Here is a 16,868-nt window from a genome sequence, read left to right as displayed (position 1 = left end):
TACGCACTCCCCAAAAATAGCGTCATTGTTACTGCGACCATGCTCGGTACCGCTCCCTCAACGAATGGCGGATACCCATCGCCGCCAGATTCAAACTCACCACGATCGTCACCAGCAGGAAGGCGGTGGCGAACACCAGCGGCCGCGCCGCCTCTACGCTCGGGCTTTGGAATGCCATATCGTAGATCTGGAAGCTCAGATGCATAAACTTCCGCTCCAGGTGCAGATACGGGAAAATCTCGTCCACCGGCAGCACCGGCACCGATTTCACTACCCCCACCAGCATCAGCGGCGCGGTCTCCCCGGCGGCGCGCGCCACCGCCAGAATCAGGCCGGTCATCATCGCCGGCGCCGCCATCGGCAGCACGATGCGCCACAGCGTCTCGGCCCGGCTGGCGCCCAGCGCCATCGAGCCCTGCCGCAGCGAGGTGGGAATGCGCGACAGCCCTTCCTCGGTGGCGACGATCACCACCGGCAGCGTCAGCAGCGCCAGCGTCAGCGCCGCCCACAGCACGCCGGGCGTACCAAAGGTCGGGTTGGGCAAGGATTCAGGATAGAACAGCTGGTCGAGCGTGCCGCCTATCATATAGACGAAGAAGCCGAGGCCGAAGACGCCATAGACGATCGAGGGCACGCCGGCCAGATTGACCACCGCGATGCGGATCACCCGCGTCAGCAGATTGTTGCCGGCATACTCGTGCAGATACACCGCCGCGATCACGCCAAACGGCATCACCACGATCGACATCAGGATCACCATCAACACCGTGCCGAAAATGGCCGGGAACACCCCGCCTTCGGTATTCGCCTCACGCGGGCTGTCGGTGAGGAACTTCTTCACCTGCTCGCCCCAATGCGCCAGCTTCTCGGTGATGTTCATGGCGTTCGGGTACCAGGCATCGCGCACCTGGCTGAGGGGAATGGTCAACGTCTGGCCATGCATGTCGCGCAGCAGCAGCGCATCGCGCTGGCGATCGCGGTTCAGCCCCGCCAGGCGTTCGGACAGCAGCTGGTATTGCCGCTGTAACTCCAGCCGCTCGGCCTTGATGGCGTCCTGCGCGCGGGCATCCAGCTTATCGTCGCGCTGCAGGCGCTTTTCCCGCAGCCGCAGCGCGTCAAACTGCTGATTGATGCGCGCCATATCGCGGAATTGAATGTCGTGCGCCTGGCGCGAGAGCGCGGCAATTTGCGGCAGCCGCTGCTGCAACGCCTGCCCCAGATTGCGGCCGGTCAGCGGTTGCCCATCCTCCAGCAGCCCCGCCAGATAGCCGTAGGCGGTACCGTGGCTGTCGCGCTCCAGCACCAGCAGGCCGCGCGGCGTGCTTTGGCTGCGGATGTCGCTGGCCAGTAGCGTGCGGAAATCCTGCCCCTCGCGCTCGCGGTTGCCGACCTTGATCAGATAGCGTTCGACGCTTTGCGCCTCGCCCGGCGGCGTCACGCCCACTTCCGCCAGCTGGCGGCGCGAAATGCTTTGCTGCTGGTACAGCTCGCCGATCACCGTCACCGGCCCGGCGCCGTTCTGATTCAGCTCGAACTGATAAACCGGGCTCGGCCAGAAATAGCGCATCCCTTGTCCGGCCAGCAGCAACAAAATGCCGATCAGCGCCAACAGGCTGACGGCCACCGAACCGGCGGTCAGCCATATCCACGGCGACCCGCTCTTCACCCAGTTCTTCATGGCGCCTCCTGATTTGGCGTGTAACGCTTGCGCAGCCGCAGGCGCACCGCCTCCGCCAGCGTGTTGAACACGAAGGTGAAGACAAACAGCACCAGCGCGGTCAGGAACAGCACGCGGTAATGGCTGCTGCCGGAGACCGCCTCCGGCATCTCGATGGCGATATTGGCCGCCAGCGCCCGCAGCCCCTGGAACAGGCTGCCGTCGATAATTGGCGTATTGCCGGTGGCCATCAGCACGATCATGGTTTCCCCCACCGCGCGGCCAAAGCCGATCATCAGCGCGGAGAAAATACCGGCGCTGGCGGAAGGCAGCACCACCTTGATCACCGTCTGCCATTGGGTGGCGCCCAGCGCCAAAGAGCCCTGGCTCAGGGTGGCCGGCACGCTGAACAGCGCGTCCTCCGCCAGCGAGAAGATGATCGGCACCAACGCGAAGCCCATCGCCACGCCCACCACCAGCGCATTGCGCTGGTCGTAATTATCCCCCAGCCAGAAATGCAGCGGCTCACCGAACAGCGCCACCTCCAGCCGCGGCCCCAGGCTGAGCGCCAGCCACACCGTCAATGCCAGCAGCGGCAACAGCAACAGCAGATCGACGCCCGGCCGGCAACGCGGCATAAAGCGATGGGTCAACGCGCCGCACAGCAGCACCGCCGCCGCCAGCAGCAGCGGCAACGCCAGCACCGCCAACAGATACTGCTCGATGATCGGCGCCAGCCAAATGCCGGCCACCAGCCCGATCACCACCGTCGGCAGCGCCCCCATCACTTCGATAGCCGGTTTGATCACCCGCCGCAGCCCCGGCGTCATAAAGTAAGCGGTATAGATGGCGCCGGCCAGCGCCAGGGGAATGGCGAACAGCATCGCGTAAGCCGCCGCCTTGAAGGTGCCGAAGATCACCGGCATCAAACTGAATTTGGGTTGGTAACTGTCTTCGCCGGAGGTGGACTGCCAAACATAGGCCGGCTGCGGGTAGTTCTCGTACCACACCTTGCCCCACAGCGAACGCCAGGTGACGTCCGGATACGGGTTGTCGAGCGCATAGCGCTGCCAGCCCTGCGCGCTCTCCAGCAGCAGGCCATCGCCGCGCGGCGCGAACGCCATTTGCCGTACCTCGGCGCCCAAACGGGTATTCAGCAGCGGCTGGGATTGGATCGTGGAGAATAACGAGAAGCCGCCATCGGGCCGCAGGGTGGCGAACACCCGGCGATAAGGTTCAGCCACCGTCAGCTCCTGCCCGTCGGCGCCGTGGTCGAAATGCTGCACCGGCGTCAGTCGCCAGCGCTGCTCTTTTTCCACCTCGAACCACTCGCGCAGGTTGCCGTCGGCGCCCTTGATCAGCAGCGCGCTGCCGCCGGGCAGCGCCGTCATCTGGTACGGGGCGTGTTCGCCCAAGGTGCGCGTTTCACGCAGCTGCAGCTGCGCGCCGTCGATCTGATAACGCGCCAGCCGGTTGCCGGTCAGCAGGTAAAGCTGGCGGCCATCCGGCGTCAGCACCAGTTGCTCAGCATCGTGTTCCAGCGGCCGCTCGCTGAACTGCGGCGGCCGGTCAGGGCTGAAACGGCCGAACACCAGCCGCCGATCGTCGGTCACCCCGGCCAGCAGATACTGCCCGCGATGCGCATCCGCCAGCGACAGCAGTTTCAGCGGCTTGCGCTGCGGATCCAGCGCCAACGGCTGCTGCCCGAGCGGGAACAGCCACTGCGGCCGGCCGTTTTCCGCCGTCGCAAAATCCGCGCGCGCCACCACCAACCGGCCGTCGGCCTGCGCCAGCGCGAACAGATCGCGCTCTCCGGCGGCCTGGGCAAGCAGCGCCGGTTTGGCCAGCAGCGTCTGCTGCGCCAGCGGCGCCTGGGGCTGGCCGTTCGGTGCCGGCGTAAGGCGATAAAATTGCCCCGCGCCCTGCGCGTCGATGCGGTAACCGACGCGCTGCTGCACGTCCATGCCCAGCGCCAGCGCCGGGGCCGACGCCGCGATCGGCAGCGGCTGCGCCTGGCCGAGCGAGGCCGGTTTGAACAGCGGCAGCACGGCAAACAGCAAATAGACGAAGATCAGCATCAACGTCATCAGCACCATCAGCCCGCTGGCGGTTACTGCCGCCTGCACGCCGCGGTCGATGCGCCCACGCAGGCGATCTCGGGGATGTTGATTGGCCGTCGTCTGTGTCATGTGTCTCGCTGTCGCTGATGTAATCGGGCTTGCGCCGTAAGATAACCGGGCATCTTATGTCAGTTTTATGACGTTTGCATGACAAAGTTACCCGCCACACTCCAGGTTTTTTACACTGCAAACAGACAATATGGCGTTGATATATTGCTGAAAAATGAACGTAAACACGCTTAATACCACCAAGAATAAGCCTGCTAACCTTCATTTCATGCTGCTCATTCCACCCCCCTGCGCCCTGCATCGACGAAAATTTATTGCCGCCAAAAAACGCCGCGCGCCAACGCAATGGATATGTTGGACTTTCCTGTCAATCTCTCGCAATAATGATGAAGGACACTAGAGCGGCATCCGGGCGCTGCGTCCCGGATCCTATTCTAAATTTGAACTGGAGTGGCAATGGGTCAGGAAAAGCTCTACATCGAAAAAGAACTAAGCTGGTTATCCTTTAATGAACGCGTGTTGCAGGAAGCCGCAGATAAGAGCAATCCCCTGATTGAACGTATGCGTTTTCTGGGCATTTACTCCAACAACCTCGACGAGTTCTATAAAGTCCGCTTCGCCGATCTCAAACGCCGCATCCTGATCAGCGAAGAGCAAGGCTCCGCCGGCGCCTCGCGCCACCTGCTGAAAAAGATCCAGGCCAAGGTGCTGAAAACCGATCAGGAGTTCGACGGCCTGTACAACGATCTGCTGCTGGAAATGGCGCGCAATCAGATCTTCCTGATCAACGAACGCCAGGTGTCCGAGAACCAGCAAATCTGGCTGCGGCAATATTTCAAACAGCATCTGCGCCAGCACATCACGCCGATCCTGATCAACCACGACACCAACCTGGTGCAGTTTCTGAAAGACGATTACACCTACCTGGCAGTGGAGATCATTCGCGGCACGCGCATCGACTATGCGCTACTGGAGATCCCGTCCGATAAGGTGCCGCGCTTCGTCAATCTGCCGCCGGAAGCGCCGCGCCGCCGTAAGCCGATGATCCTGCTGGACAACATTCTGCGCTACTGCCTGGACGATATCTTCAAGGGCTTCTTCGACTACGACGCGCTCAACGCCTACTCGATGAAAATGACCCGCGACGCGGAGTACGATCTGGTCACCGAAATGGAATCCAGCCTGCTGGAACTGATGTCCTCCAGCCTGAAACAGCGCCTGACCGCCGAGCCGGTGCGCTTCGTGTATCAGCGCGACATGCCGAACGAAATGGTGGAGCTGCTGCGCGGCAAGCTGGGCATCTCCAACTACGATTCGGTGATCGCCGGCGGCCGCTACCACAATTTCAAAGATTTCATCAGTTTCCCGAACGTCGGCAAGGCCAACCTGGTCAACAAGCCGCTGCCGCGCCTGCGCCACATCTGGTTCGACGGTTTCCGCAACGGCTTCGACGCCATTCGCGAAAAAGACGTGCTGCTCTACTACCCGTACCACACCTTCGAGCACGTGCTGGAGCTGCTGCGCCAGGCGTCGTTCGATCCGAGCGTGCTGGCTATCAAGATCAACATCTACCGGGTGGCGAAAGATTCGCGCATCATCGAATCGATGATCCACGCCGCGCACAACGGCAAAAAGGTCACGGTGGTGGTCGAGCTGCAGGCGCGCTTCGACGAAGAGGCCAACATTCACTGGGCGAAGCGCCTGACCGAAGCCGGCGTGCACGTGATCTTCTCCGCGCCGGGCCTGAAAATCCACGCCAAGCTGTTCCTGATTTCGCGCCGTGAAGGCGATGACATTGTGCGCTATGCTCATATCGGTACCGGCAACTTTAACGAAAAAACCGCGCGCATCTACACCGACTATTCGCTGTTGACCGCCGACTCACGCATCACCAACGAGGTGCGCCGGGTATTCAACTTTATCGAGAACCCCTACCGGCCGGTCACCTTCGACAACCTGATGGTGTCGCCGCAGAACTCGCGCCTGAAGCTGTATGAGCTGATCGACAACGAAATCGCCAACGCCCAGGCCGGGGAACAGGCCGGCATTATGTTGAAAATAAATAATCTGGTGGATAAAGGGCTGGTAGATCGGTTATATACCGCGTCCGGCGCCGGCGTGAAGATCCGCCTGCTGGTGCGGGGCATGTGTTCCCTGATTCCCAACCTGCCGGGGATCAGCGACAATATTCAGGTGATCAGCATCGTCGATCGCTTTTTGGAACACGATCGGGTTTACGTTTTCGACAATAAAGGTGACAAACGGGTGTATCTGTCCTCCGCCGACTGGATGACCCGCAACATAGATTACCGTATCGAAGTGGCGGTATCGCTGCTGGATCCGGCGCTGAAACAGCGCGTTCTGGACATTCTGGAGATCCTGTTCAGCGATACGGTCAAGGCCCGTTATGTGGATAAAGAACTGAGCAACCAGTACGTGCCGCGCGGCAACCGCCGCAAAGTGCGTGCCCAGGTAGCTATTTACGAGTATTTAAAAGCTCTGGAACAACCAGGACAGTAGGCCAGCAACTATGCCGCTAAAAAACACTGCAACGAACAAACCGCAGGAAATCGCCGCCATCGACCTCGGGTCGAACAGTTTCCACATGGTGATCGCCCGCGTCGTCAACGGCGCCTTACAGGTATTGGGCCGTTTAAAACAGCGGGTGCATCTCGCCGACGGATTGGACAGCAACAACGTACTCAGTGAAGAGGCGATAGAGCGCGGCCTGGCCTGCCTGGCCCTGTTTGCCGAACGGCTGCAGGGCTTCCCGGCGGATAACGTCACCATCGTCGGGACGCACACCCTGCGTCAGGCGGTGAACGCCGAAGTGTTCCTCAAGCGCGCCGCCAAAGTGATCCCCTACCCGATCGAAATCATCGCCGGTCAGGAAGAAGCGCGCCTGATCTTCATGGGCGTGGAGCACACTCAGCCGGAGAAAGGCCGCAAGCTGGTGATCGACATCGGCGGCGGATCCACCGAGCTGGTGATCGGCGAAGACTTCGAGCCGCTGCTGGCGGAAAGCCGCCGCATGGGCTGCGTCAGCTTCGCCCAGCTGTTCTTCCCGGGCGGCGAGATCAGCAAAAACAACTTCCGCCGCGCGCGGCTGGCGGCGGCGCAGAAGCTGGAAACGCTGGCCTGGCAGTACCGCATTCAAGGCTGGCAGTACGCGCTGGGCGCCTCGGGCACCATCAAGGCCGCCCACGAAGTGCTGGTGGCGATGGGGGAAAAAGACGGTCTCATCACCCTGGATCGCCTGGAAATGCTCGCCGAGCAGGTGCTGCAGTTCAAAAGCTTCGGCTCGCTGAGCCTGCCGGGGCTGTCGGAAGATCGCCAATCGGTGTTCGTGCCGGGGCTGGCTATCCTGTGCGGCGTGTTCGATGCGCTGGCGATCCGCGATCTGCGCCTGTCCGACGGCGCGCTGCGCGAAGGCGTGCTGTATGAAATGGAAGGCCGTTTCCGCCACCAGGACATCCGCAGCCGCACCGCCAAAAGCCTGGCCGATCACTACAACATCGATCGCGAGCAGGCCAAACGGGTGCTGGAAACCACCGAGCTGCTCTACTCGCAGTGGATGGCGCAGAACACCAAGCTGGCGCATCCGCAGCTGGAAGCGCTGCTGAAATGGGCCGCCATGCTGCACGAAGTGGGGCTGAGCATCAACCACAGCGGCATGCACCGCCATTCGGCCTACATTCTGCAAAACTCCAACCTGCCTGGCTTCAACCAGGAACAGCAGCTGCTGCTGGCGGCGCTGGTGCGTTTCCACCGCAAGGCGATCAAGCTGGAAGAGCTGCCGCGCCTCAACCTGTTCAAGAAGAAACACTACCTGCCGCTGATCCAACTGCTGCGTCTGAGCACCCTGCTCAACAACCAGCGTCAGTCGACCACCACGCCGGAAACGCTGCGCCTGACCACCGACGACAACCACTGGACGCTGCGCTTCCCGGCCGGCTACCTGGCGCAGAACAACCTGGTGCAGCTCGATTTCGAACGCGAGCAGGCCTACTGGAACGACGTCGTCGGCTGGAAGCTGCTGATCGACGAAGAAGGCTCGCAAGACGAACAGCGCTCCGCCTGATCCCCACGCCCCCTGCCTGTCAGGGGGTTTTTCTTTCCGCCCTCGCCCCGTCAACCTAAACGAAACCCTAATGCGCCGTCCCGCACGCCGGAAAAAAATGGACAACTTTTGTCATCAGCGCCTAAAATCCGGTTACAAATTCTCGAGCGAATCACACAGGACACCGGCATACCGGGTGATATATGCGCAAGAAAACCACCGGACAGATGACGAAGATAGTGTTGTTTATCAGCTTTATCATTTTAGTCGGCCGACTGCTGTACGCCGCCGTGGTGGCGGTGCCTCATCATCAGGAAAAAAAGCAGGCCGCTGCGCAAAACGCCGCCGAAGTCAGCGCGCCGCAACAGGACGCCTCCTCTGAATAACCGCCGCGCCCCGTCCGTTTCATAAAAATGACTCCGGCACTCGCTATGCTCTATCTTTTAATGAGCCTGCGTCAGGAACGCCGAGCGCCCGTTAAGGAACACCATGTCAGCCGCAACCCATAACGTCAAAAAAGTCGCTGAACACCGCCAGCGCATTCTCACTCTGCTGTTGAACAATAAGGAATTGGTCGACGGCATTCTCGGCCGGCCAGGGGATGAGCACGCCCTCAGCCAAAGCGAACTGCTGAACCAGACGGCGGAAATCACCGGCCTGTTGGACGACATGCACGCCGCCGACCTGGCGGACCTGCTGGAAGCGCTGCCGCAGGATGAACGTATGGCGCTGTGGCGGCTGGTGGGCAACAGCAAACGCGGCCAGACGCTGGTGGAGGTCGCCGAGCCGGTCTGGGACAGCCTGATCGAGGAAATGAGCGACAAAGACCTGCTCAAAGCGATCAAAACGCTGGACGTCGACGAACAGGCCTACCTGGCGCAATACCTGCCGCGTAACCTGATGGGCCGGTTGCTGACCTCGCTGGAGCCGGAGCAGCGCGCCCAGGTGCGCGAGATGAGCCAGTACGCCAAAGACAGCGTCGGCTGGATGATGGATTTCGAACTGGTGACGGTGCGGCCGGACGTCACGCTCGGCGCGGTGCACCGCTTTTTGCGCATGCGCAAAACCATTCCCGACGCCACCGATAAACTGTTCGTCACCGACCGCAAAAACACCCTGCTGGGCGAGCTGCCGCTGACCGCGGTGCTGCTGAACGATCCGGAGATCCCGGTGCGCGAAGTGATGGACAGCGATCCCGCCACCTTTCAGCCCGAAGACAAGGCCGATGAAGCGGCCGGCGCGTTCGAACGTTACGACCTGATCAGCGCCCCGGTAGTTGACGCCAAGGGCAAACTGATGGGCCGCCTGACCATCGAAGAGATCGTCGACGCCGTCAACGAAGAGAGCGACACCAACCTGCGCCGCATGGGCGGTTTAAGCCCGGAAGAAGACGTGTTCGCCCCGGTCAGCAAGGCGGTCAAGACCCGCTGGGCCTGGCTGGCGATCAATCTCTGCACCGCGTTCGTCGCCTCGCGCGTGATCGGCCTGTTCGAACACACCATTTCCCAGCTGGTGGCACTGGCGGCGCTGATGCCGATCGTCGCCGGCATCGGCGGCAACACCGGCAACCAGACCATCACCATGATCGTGCGCGCGCTGGCGCTGCACCAGATCGAAGTCGGCAACATCTCACGCCTGATGCTCAGAGAGCTGGGAGTGGCCATCATCAACGGCGTGGTGTGGGGCGGCATCATGGGCGTGATCACCTGGCTGCTGTACGGCGACGCGGCGATGGGCGGCGTGATGACGCTGGCGATGCTGCTCAACCTGCTGCTGGCTGCGCTGATGGGCGTGGTGATCCCGATGACCATGCTCAAACTGGGCCGCGATCCGGCGGTCGGCTCGAGCGTGCTCATCACCGCGCTGACCGACACCGGCGGCTTTTTCATCTTCCTCGGCCTCGCCACCCTGTTCCTGCTGTAATACGCCAAAAGCCGGCCCCGCGCCGGCTTTTTCGTCATTCTGTCGCCGGGCTTGCGTGTAACGCAGTAAAGTCGGTCTTCCCGGTAGGTTTTCCTCTCGCGCTGTACTACCCTTTGCCAATAAATCGTCTTAATTCATCCACGTCATGAATCCAATCACTGACAGAGGCCATCGGTAAGGATGTCTATGGAGATCAGCGCGCCGAACACGTTCGGCACCCGCAAAGGCGTCATGCTGACGCATTCCCTGTTAGTGGCGTTGGCGACGTTTCTGCTCGCCTTGCTGAGCCTGTCGCTGTCCAGCGAAGCCCGCCACTTCACGCCGCTGTGGTTCCCGACCGCCGCCGCGATCGCCGTGCTGTACCGCCACGCCCCGCGCCACTGGGGCCTGCCGCTGCTGGCCAGCGGCCTCGGCATCGTGCTCGCCAGCTTCTTGCTGTTCGGCATCAGCATCATTCCCGTCAAGCTGGCCGCCATCAACCTGCTGGAAGCGGCGGTTTGCGCCCTGCTGCTGCGCCGCACGCTGCCGGCGAACGATCCGCTGAGCGATCTGGGCTGCTGGCTGCGCTTTGTGGTGTGCGCGGTGATCTTCACCCCGCTGTTCAGCGCGCTGCTGGCCGCCGGGCTCTCGCCCACGCCGGATCAAACGTTCTGGCAATCGTTCGGCATCTGGTTCATCTCCGAAGCAATAGGGGTGCTGTCGCTGGCGCCGCTTGGCCTCACCTATCACCGCCGCACCTTGGCGGCGCTGAACCCCTACCCGCTGCTGCTCACGCTGATGGGCTCCCTGGCCTTCAGCTACCTGGCGCTGACCTATCTGCCGTTCCCGTTCACCTTCGTCATCCTGCCGCTGCTGTGGGCCGCCATCGCGCTGCCGCGCTTCGAAGCCTTCGCCGTCTGTTTCTGCACCCTGCTGCTGATCACGGTGCTGATCTCGCTGGGCGTGCTGCACCTGCAGGCCTCTGCACACGTCTTCGGTGAGCTTGGCCTGTACTTGCCGATGCTGCTGATCCTGATCCCGGCACACGCGATGGCGATGGTGATGCACACCTTTCGGGTGGAGAAACAACACATCGTCGAGAGCGAAAGCCGCTTTCGCAGCGCGCTGGAGTATTCCGCCATCGGCATGGCGCTGGTGTCGCCGGAGGGCAAATGGCTGCAGGTTAACCAGGCGCTGTGCAAGCTGCTCGGCTATCCGCCCGAAAGACTCTATCGCCTGACCTTTCAAGAGATCACCCACCCGGACGACCTCAACGCCGATCTCAGCCAGTTGCACGATCTGCTCGACGGCCACATCAGCAGCTACACCATGGAGAAACGCTATATCCGCAGCGACGGCCAGACCGTTTGGGCGCTGTTGGCCGTCTCGCTGGTGCGCGACGCCGAAGGGCAACCGCTGTACTTCATCTCTCAGGTCGAGGACATCAGCGGCCTCAAACGCAGCGAGGCAGAGAACAACCGGCTGGTGGAGCGCATTACGCTGGCCAACCAAGTGGGCGGCGTCGGCATTTGGGAATGGGTGATGAGCCAGGAACACTTCACCTGGGATCAGCGCATGTTCGAACTCTACGATCTCAATCCCGACCAAACGCCGACGCTGGCGCTGTGGCGCACCCTGCTGGTGCCGGAAGATCGCGAACGCACCGATCGCGAGCTGGCCGCGCTGCTGGCCAATCCCAAGCCTTTCGTCATGGAATTTCGCATTACCACGCGCGGCGGCAAGCTGCGCCATATTCGCGGCCAGGGCAACGTGATCCTCGACGACCAGGGCCGGCCGCTGCGCATGATCGGCACCAATATCGACATGACCGAGCTCAAGATCCTCGCTGAGGCGCTGCACGAAGAAAAAGAGCGCCTGCACATCACCCTCGACGCCATCGGCGAAGGGGTGATCTCCACCGACAGCCACCTGCGCATCACCTTTATGAACCCAGTGGCCGAGCAGATGTGCGGCTGGCCGCTCGACCTGGCGATCGGTATGCCCATCGCCGGCGTGGTGCGCCTGACCAACGGCAAAGACGGCCCGGAAATCGAAAACCTCACGCAATACCCGCGGCAAGGGCCGGCGGATTACGCGCTGGTGCTGCACAGCCGCGACGGACGTTATTTCGACGTGCAACAGTCGGTCTCACCGCTGAAAACGCTCGATGGCGAAACCATGGGCGCGGTGATGGTGCTGCAGGACGTCACCGCCTCGCGCGAACTGATGAAAAAGCTCAGCTACAGCGCCTCGCACGACGCGCTGACCGGCCTGCCGAACCGCACCCGCTTCGAGAAGCAGCTGAAGGCGGCGATCGCCGCCGGCGGGGAACCGTCGTCGTCGCATTCGCTGGTGTTCCTCGATCTGGATCGGTTCAAAGCGGTAAACGACACCGCCGGCCACGCGGCGGGTGATGCCTTGCTGCGAGACATCGCCCAGCTGATGCGGCACCAGCTGCGCAACAGCGACTGCCTGGCTCGGCTGGGCGGTGACGAGTTCGGTTTGATCCTGTTCGACTGCCGGCTGGAGCAGGCGAAATCGCTGATGCAGCAGGTAGTCAACCAAATCAGCCAGCATCCGTTCTACTGGGAAGGGAAAATTTATCGCGTCGGCGCCAGCGCCGGCATCACGCGCATCGGCGGCGACGCCAAAAGCAGCGAACTGCTGGCCCAGGCCGACATCGCCTGCTACACCGCCAAGCACCACGGCCGCGGCCAGGTTTATCTGTACGAAACGCGGCAAAAACAGCTGCTGGAACGGCAGCATGAATTGCTGAACCCACAGGAGGTACAGACGATCATCAGCGAGGGGCAGCTGCGGCTGCTGACCCACGCGGTCGCGCCGCCGGCGACGCCGCTGTCGGCCGCGTTCCATCAAGTGAAGCTGCAGGTTATGGCGCCGGACGGCAGGCCGCTGCCGCACGAGGCGTTCATCGCCGCGGCGCAGCTGTACGGCCTGATGCCGGACATCGACCGCTGGGCGGTGACGCAGCTGTTGGTATCGTACGCCGACGACATCAAGCGCAAGGGGCTGTCGCTCGCGTTGCCGCTGGCTACCGACAGCCTGCTGAACACCGACTTCCAGCGCGACCTGACGGAAACGGTGCGCGCCTCTTCGCTGCCGCCGCGGGCACTGCTGTTCAGCGTCGATGAAGCCGTGGTGCTGGAGCACGCCGCGCAGTGCCGAGCGTGTCTGCGCGAACTGCAGCAGCTGGGCTGCCGACTGATCGTCAACGGCTTTGGGCATAACATCAATGCCTTCGATGAGTTGGGCGATCAGAAGATAGACATCATTCGCATCGATGAACGCTTCATCACCAACGTGCACTGCAACCAGATGGATGAACTGATGGTCTCGATGCTCAACGGCGCAGCGCACCGGATCAAGGCGCAAACGCTCGCCGGGCCGGCCCACCAGCCGGTGACGCTGCAGGCGCTGCGCGATGTCGGCGTCGATCTGGCAGAAGGCGACCAAGTGGCGCTGGAGCAGCCGTTGGCGGTTCTGCTCAGCGACGGCTACTTCGGCATCCGCTAAGCCTTCCCTCGCCGGCGCCGTCTCACGGGCGGCGCCGCACCTCTCGTCTTTCACATTATGTTAACCAATACAAGATTAGTGATATAAATAACACCTGAAGCTTAAACGATTAAGTAAGATGAAGCTCCCATGCGGACATCGACGTATCCGTTGATTTTCCTCGACATGTGATAGCTCAGGGATAAGGGACTATGGAAAAGAAATGGTTTTCCGCCAGGGAACTGATGGGAAAAGCGGGGTTGCCCTCGACCCCGCAAGGGGTCAATCTGATGGCCCGACGCGAAGGCTGGGTCAGCCGCCGCCGCAGCGGCGTACAAGGTAAAGCGCTGGAATACCATATCGACAGCCTGCCGTTCGGCGCGAGCAGCCTGTCGGCCTTGCGCGAGGCCGACCATCCGGACTACGACATCAAACGCCAGGATCCGGTTCGGGTCTGGATCGAATATTACTACCATCTGACGCCGGCCGAGCGGGAAAAGCTGCTGGCGTTCCTGATGCGCGAAGGCATGAGCCGCCTGCTGCAGCTGATCGACGCCCCGCGCTAGCCCGAATGCGCCTCACTCCTCCCCTTCCGGCGCCCAACCGTCGTTGTGCCACAGGTGCAACGTGGCGTAAGAGCGCCACGGGCGCCAACGTTCGGCATAGCGTTCGATCTGGCGCGGCGTCATGCCAGGGAAACGCTGTTTGATCAGGTAATCGCCGGCCAGGAACACGTCCGGCCACGACCAGGCGCGCATCGCGATATAGCTGGCGGTCCAGCTGCCGATGCCCGGCAGCGCGGTCAGCGCCTTGATGCCCTGTTCAATATCCAGCACGTTATCGAGCTGCAGCCGCCCTTCGCCCAGCGCGCGGGCGATCTCGATCAGCGCCGCCGCGCGCTTCAGCTGCACCCCGAGCGGGCGCAGGGCTTCGGGCTGCAGCTGCGCCACCCGTTCGGCGGCAGGAAAAACGTGGGTGATGCCCTCGTGCGGCGCCGCCAGCGCTTCGCCCCAACGTTCGGCCATCCGTCCGGCGAAAGTTGCCGCCATTTTCACGCTGACCAATTGCCCCAGCACCGCACGCGCCGCCTGTTCGAAGCTGTTTACGCAGCCCGGCAGGCGCAGCCCCGGCGCATCGGCCGCCAGCGAACCCAGCGCCTCATTGATGCGATCCGGCGCGGCGTCCAAATCGAACAGCAAGCGTACGCGGCGCAGCACCTCGGTCGTCACCAAACTGAGCGCCGGCGCGATCTCTACCCTGACCCGGTTGCGCGCTTCTTCCGGCTGCACGCTGAGCCAGCCGCAATACTCCGTACCGCCCTGACTGACTGAGATCGAACGCAGATAGCGGCGGCCCTCGACCCGCTCTACGCCCTGCACGGCGCGCGCCTGCAAGAAGTTCAGCATGCGATCCCAGTCATAGGGCGGCCGATAGCCCAGGTGGAACACCAGGCCGCTGGCGGCGGCCCGTTCACCGCGCGCGCCGCCGCTGCGCAGCGCCGACGGAATCAGGCGATAGCGCGCCTTGAACAGCTCGTTGAAACGCCGCAGGCTGCCGAAACCGGCGGCGAATGCCACTTCGCTGAGCGGCAGATCGGTATCCGCCAACAGACGTTTGGCCTGCAGCAGCCGGTGCGACTGCGCGTAATCGATCGGCGAAGCACCAAACTGTTCAGCGAAGATACGCCGCAGGTGGCGATCGGAAATGCCGAGCCGCGCCGCCAGCGCTTCGCAGCTGTGTTCGGACAGATAGCCCTGCTCGATGAGCTGCACCGCCACCTGCGCATAGCGGTTGCCCAGATCGATCAGCGCCAGACCGGGCGCCAGTTCCGGCCGGCATTTGAGACAGGGGCGAAAGCCCGCCAGCTCGGCCGCCGCCGCGCTCGGATAGAAGGTGCAGTTTTCCAGCTTCGGCGTGCGGGCGCTGCACACCGGGCGGCAATAAATGCCGGTGGAAGAGACGCCGACGAAAAAGCGGCCGTCGAATTTGCGGTCACGCGCGCGCAGCGCGTCGTACAACGCTTGCTGTTGGGTATTCATGGCAACGCTCGGGTTCGGTTTTTTCTGCATTATGGGGCTCGGCTGGCGCGCTGACGTGCGGAATTCGGACATTAAGTTAAGCATGCCGATGCCGCGCCCGCTAAATTTTTCGACACTCGCGCATCAGCGCATTGCCCACCGGCCCCGTCTCGGGTAAAGTCGCCCCCCTTCATTGGCATGGGGACAAAAAAGAGATGTTTATTGGATTCGACTATGGGACAGCCAACTGTTCCGTCGCGGTGATGCGCGACCACGGCCCCGAGCTGCTGACGCTGGAAAACAACGAGCCGTATCTGCCTTCAATGCTGTGCGCGCCGACCCGCGAAGCGGTGAGCGAGTGCCTGCACCGCCACTGGCAGGTGCCGACCGGCAGCGAAGAAAACCAGCAGCTGCTGCGCCGCGCCATCAGTTACAACCGCGAAGAGGACATTCCGGTCGGCGGCGACAGCGTGCTGTTCGGCCTGCAGGCGCTGGCGCACTACATGGAAGATCCGGAAGAGGTGTACTTCGTGCGCTCGCCGAAGTCCTTCCTCGGCGCCAACGGCCTGAAGCCGCAGCAGATCGCCCTGTTCGAAGACCTGGTTTGCGCCATGATGTTCCACATCAAACGCCAGGCGGAAAACGTGCTGCAGGCCGGTATCGATCAGGCGGTGATCGGCCGACCGATCAACTTCCAGGGCATCGGCGGCGAAGAGGCCAACCGGCAGGCGCAGGGCATTTTGCAGCGCGCCGCCGAACGCGCCGGTTTCAAAGAGATTGAATTCCAGTTCGAGCCGGTGGCCGCAGGGCTGGACTTCGAGGCGACGCTGAGCGAAGAGCAAACCGTGCTGGTGGTGGACATCGGCGGCGGCACCACCGACTGCTCGGTGCTGCTGATGGGCCCGCAGTGGCGCGACCGCGCCGATCGTCAGCAGAGCCTGCTGGGCCACAGCGGATGCCGGGTCGGCGGTAACGATCTGGACATCATGTTGGCCTTCAAACAGCTGATGCCGCTGTTCGGCCTGGGCGGCGAAACCGGGAAAGGCATCGCCCTGCCGGCGCTGCCTTACTGGAACGCGGTGGCGACCAACGACGTACCGGCGCAAAACGACTTCTACAGCGCCGCCAACGGCCGCGTGCTGCGCGATCTGATCCTCGACGCGGCGGAGCCGGAAAAGGTCAAACGCCTGCTGAAAGTGTACCAGCAGCGCCTGAGCTATCGGCTGGTGCGCGCGGCCGAAGAGAGTAAGATAGCCCTGTCCGGCCAAACCGCCATCAGCGCGCCGCTCAGCTTCGTGCAGGCCGATCTGGCGGAAAGCATCAGCCAGGATCAGCTCGCCGACGCCATCTCGCAGCCGTTGATGCGCATCCAGGAGCAGGTCAGCGCCGCGTTGGCCAGCAGCCAGACCGCGCCGCAGGTGATCTACCTGACCGGCGGCAGCGCACGTTCGCCGCTGCTGCGCGCCGCGCTGCAACAGCAGCTGCCTGGCATTCCGATCGTCGGCGGCAACGACTTCGGCTCGGTCACCGCCGGGCTGGCGCGCTGGGCGCAAACGCTGTTCCGTTGACGGTTCAAGGGCGCGGCTCGC

General features: G+C 62.6%; 10 protein-coding genes. 7 read left to right on the top strand and 3 right to left on the bottom strand.

Annotated features, from left to right (window positions below):
* Nucleotides 1-28: 28 nt before the first annotated feature.
* Both pstA and GF111_RS19380 read right to left on the bottom strand, forming a co-directional pair.
* Nucleotides 29-1,678: a phosphate ABC transporter permease PstA gene (gene pstA, locus GF111_RS19385; RefSeq protein ID WP_147190678.1), complete on the bottom strand. Its 1,650-nt coding sequence runs from the start codon at nt 1,676-1,678 to the stop codon at nt 29-31.
* On the bottom strand, nt 1,675-3,846 hold the full coding sequence (locus GF111_RS19380) for an ABC transporter permease subunit (RefSeq protein ID WP_147190681.1): 2,172 nt from the start codon (nt 3,844-3,846) through the stop codon (nt 1,675-1,677). The genes pstA and GF111_RS19380 overlap by 4 nt, the downstream gene beginning before the upstream one ends.
* A gap of 396 nt (nt 3,847-4,242) precedes the next feature.
* Between GF111_RS19380 and ppk1 the strand changes: the two genes are divergently transcribed.
* The 6 genes from ppk1 to GF111_RS19350 all read left to right on the top strand — a co-directional run bounded on the left by ppk1 (nt 4,243) and on the right by GF111_RS19350 (nt 13,827).
* The gene (gene ppk1, locus GF111_RS19375) at nt 4,243-6,306 is read left to right on the top strand and encodes a polyphosphate kinase 1 (protein ID WP_084827284.1); all 2,064 of its coding nucleotides are present in this window, start codon (nt 4,243-4,245) and stop codon (nt 6,304-6,306) included.
* Nucleotides 6,307-6,316: 10 nt separating this feature from the next.
* A complete protein-coding gene (gene ppx / locus GF111_RS19370) occupies nt 6,317-7,867 on the top strand; it encodes an exopolyphosphatase (protein WP_038873722.1) in 1,551 nt (516 codons plus the stop codon).
* Between the two features lie 182 nt (nt 7,868-8,049).
* Entirely contained in the window at nt 8,050-8,232 is a 183-nt protein-coding gene (locus tag GF111_RS19365) for a YfgG family protein (RefSeq protein ID WP_004941600.1), read from the top strand.
* Nucleotides 8,233-8,335: 103 nt separating this feature from the next.
* Nucleotides 8,336-9,769 (top strand): magnesium transporter, encoded by a 1,434-nt coding sequence (mgtE, locus tag GF111_RS19360; RefSeq protein WP_015378729.1) that lies wholly within the window; start codon nt 8,336-8,338, stop codon nt 9,767-9,769.
* Nucleotides 9,770-9,955: 186 nt separating this feature from the next.
* Nucleotides 9,956-13,282, top strand: a complete 3,327-nt coding sequence (locus GF111_RS19355; protein ID WP_047730104.1) for a diguanylate cyclase — start codon at nt 9,956-9,958, stop codon at nt 13,280-13,282.
* A 191-nt stretch (nt 13,283-13,473) separates the two neighbouring features.
* Nucleotides 13,474-13,827 carry a DNA-binding protein gene (locus tag GF111_RS19350; protein WP_038873726.1) on the top strand — a complete coding sequence of 118 codons (354 nt, stop codon included), beginning with the start codon at nt 13,474-13,476 and terminating at the stop codon, nt 13,825-13,827.
* Between the two features lie 12 nt (nt 13,828-13,839).
* Here GF111_RS19350 and alkA read toward each other — a convergent pair whose 3' ends face one another.
* Nucleotides 13,840-15,330 carry a DNA-3-methyladenine glycosylase 2 gene (alkA, locus tag GF111_RS19345; RefSeq protein ID WP_047730102.1) on the bottom strand — a complete coding sequence of 497 codons (1,491 nt, stop codon included), beginning with the start codon at nt 15,328-15,330 and terminating at the stop codon, nt 13,840-13,842.
* Between the two features lie 164 nt (nt 15,331-15,494).
* On the opposite strand from alkA, the gene yegD reads away from it, so the two are divergent.
* Entirely contained in the window at nt 15,495-16,847 is a 1,353-nt protein-coding gene (gene yegD, locus GF111_RS19340) for a molecular chaperone (RefSeq protein ID WP_048234531.1), read from the top strand.
* Nucleotides 16,848-16,868 lie beyond the last annotated feature (21 nt).

This window comes from Serratia sp. HRI (assembly GCF_010119335.3).
Taxonomy (GTDB): Bacteria; Pseudomonadota; Gammaproteobacteria; order Enterobacterales; family Enterobacteriaceae; genus Serratia; species Serratia nevei.
This window is presented reverse-complemented; position numbering and strand designations above follow the sequence as displayed.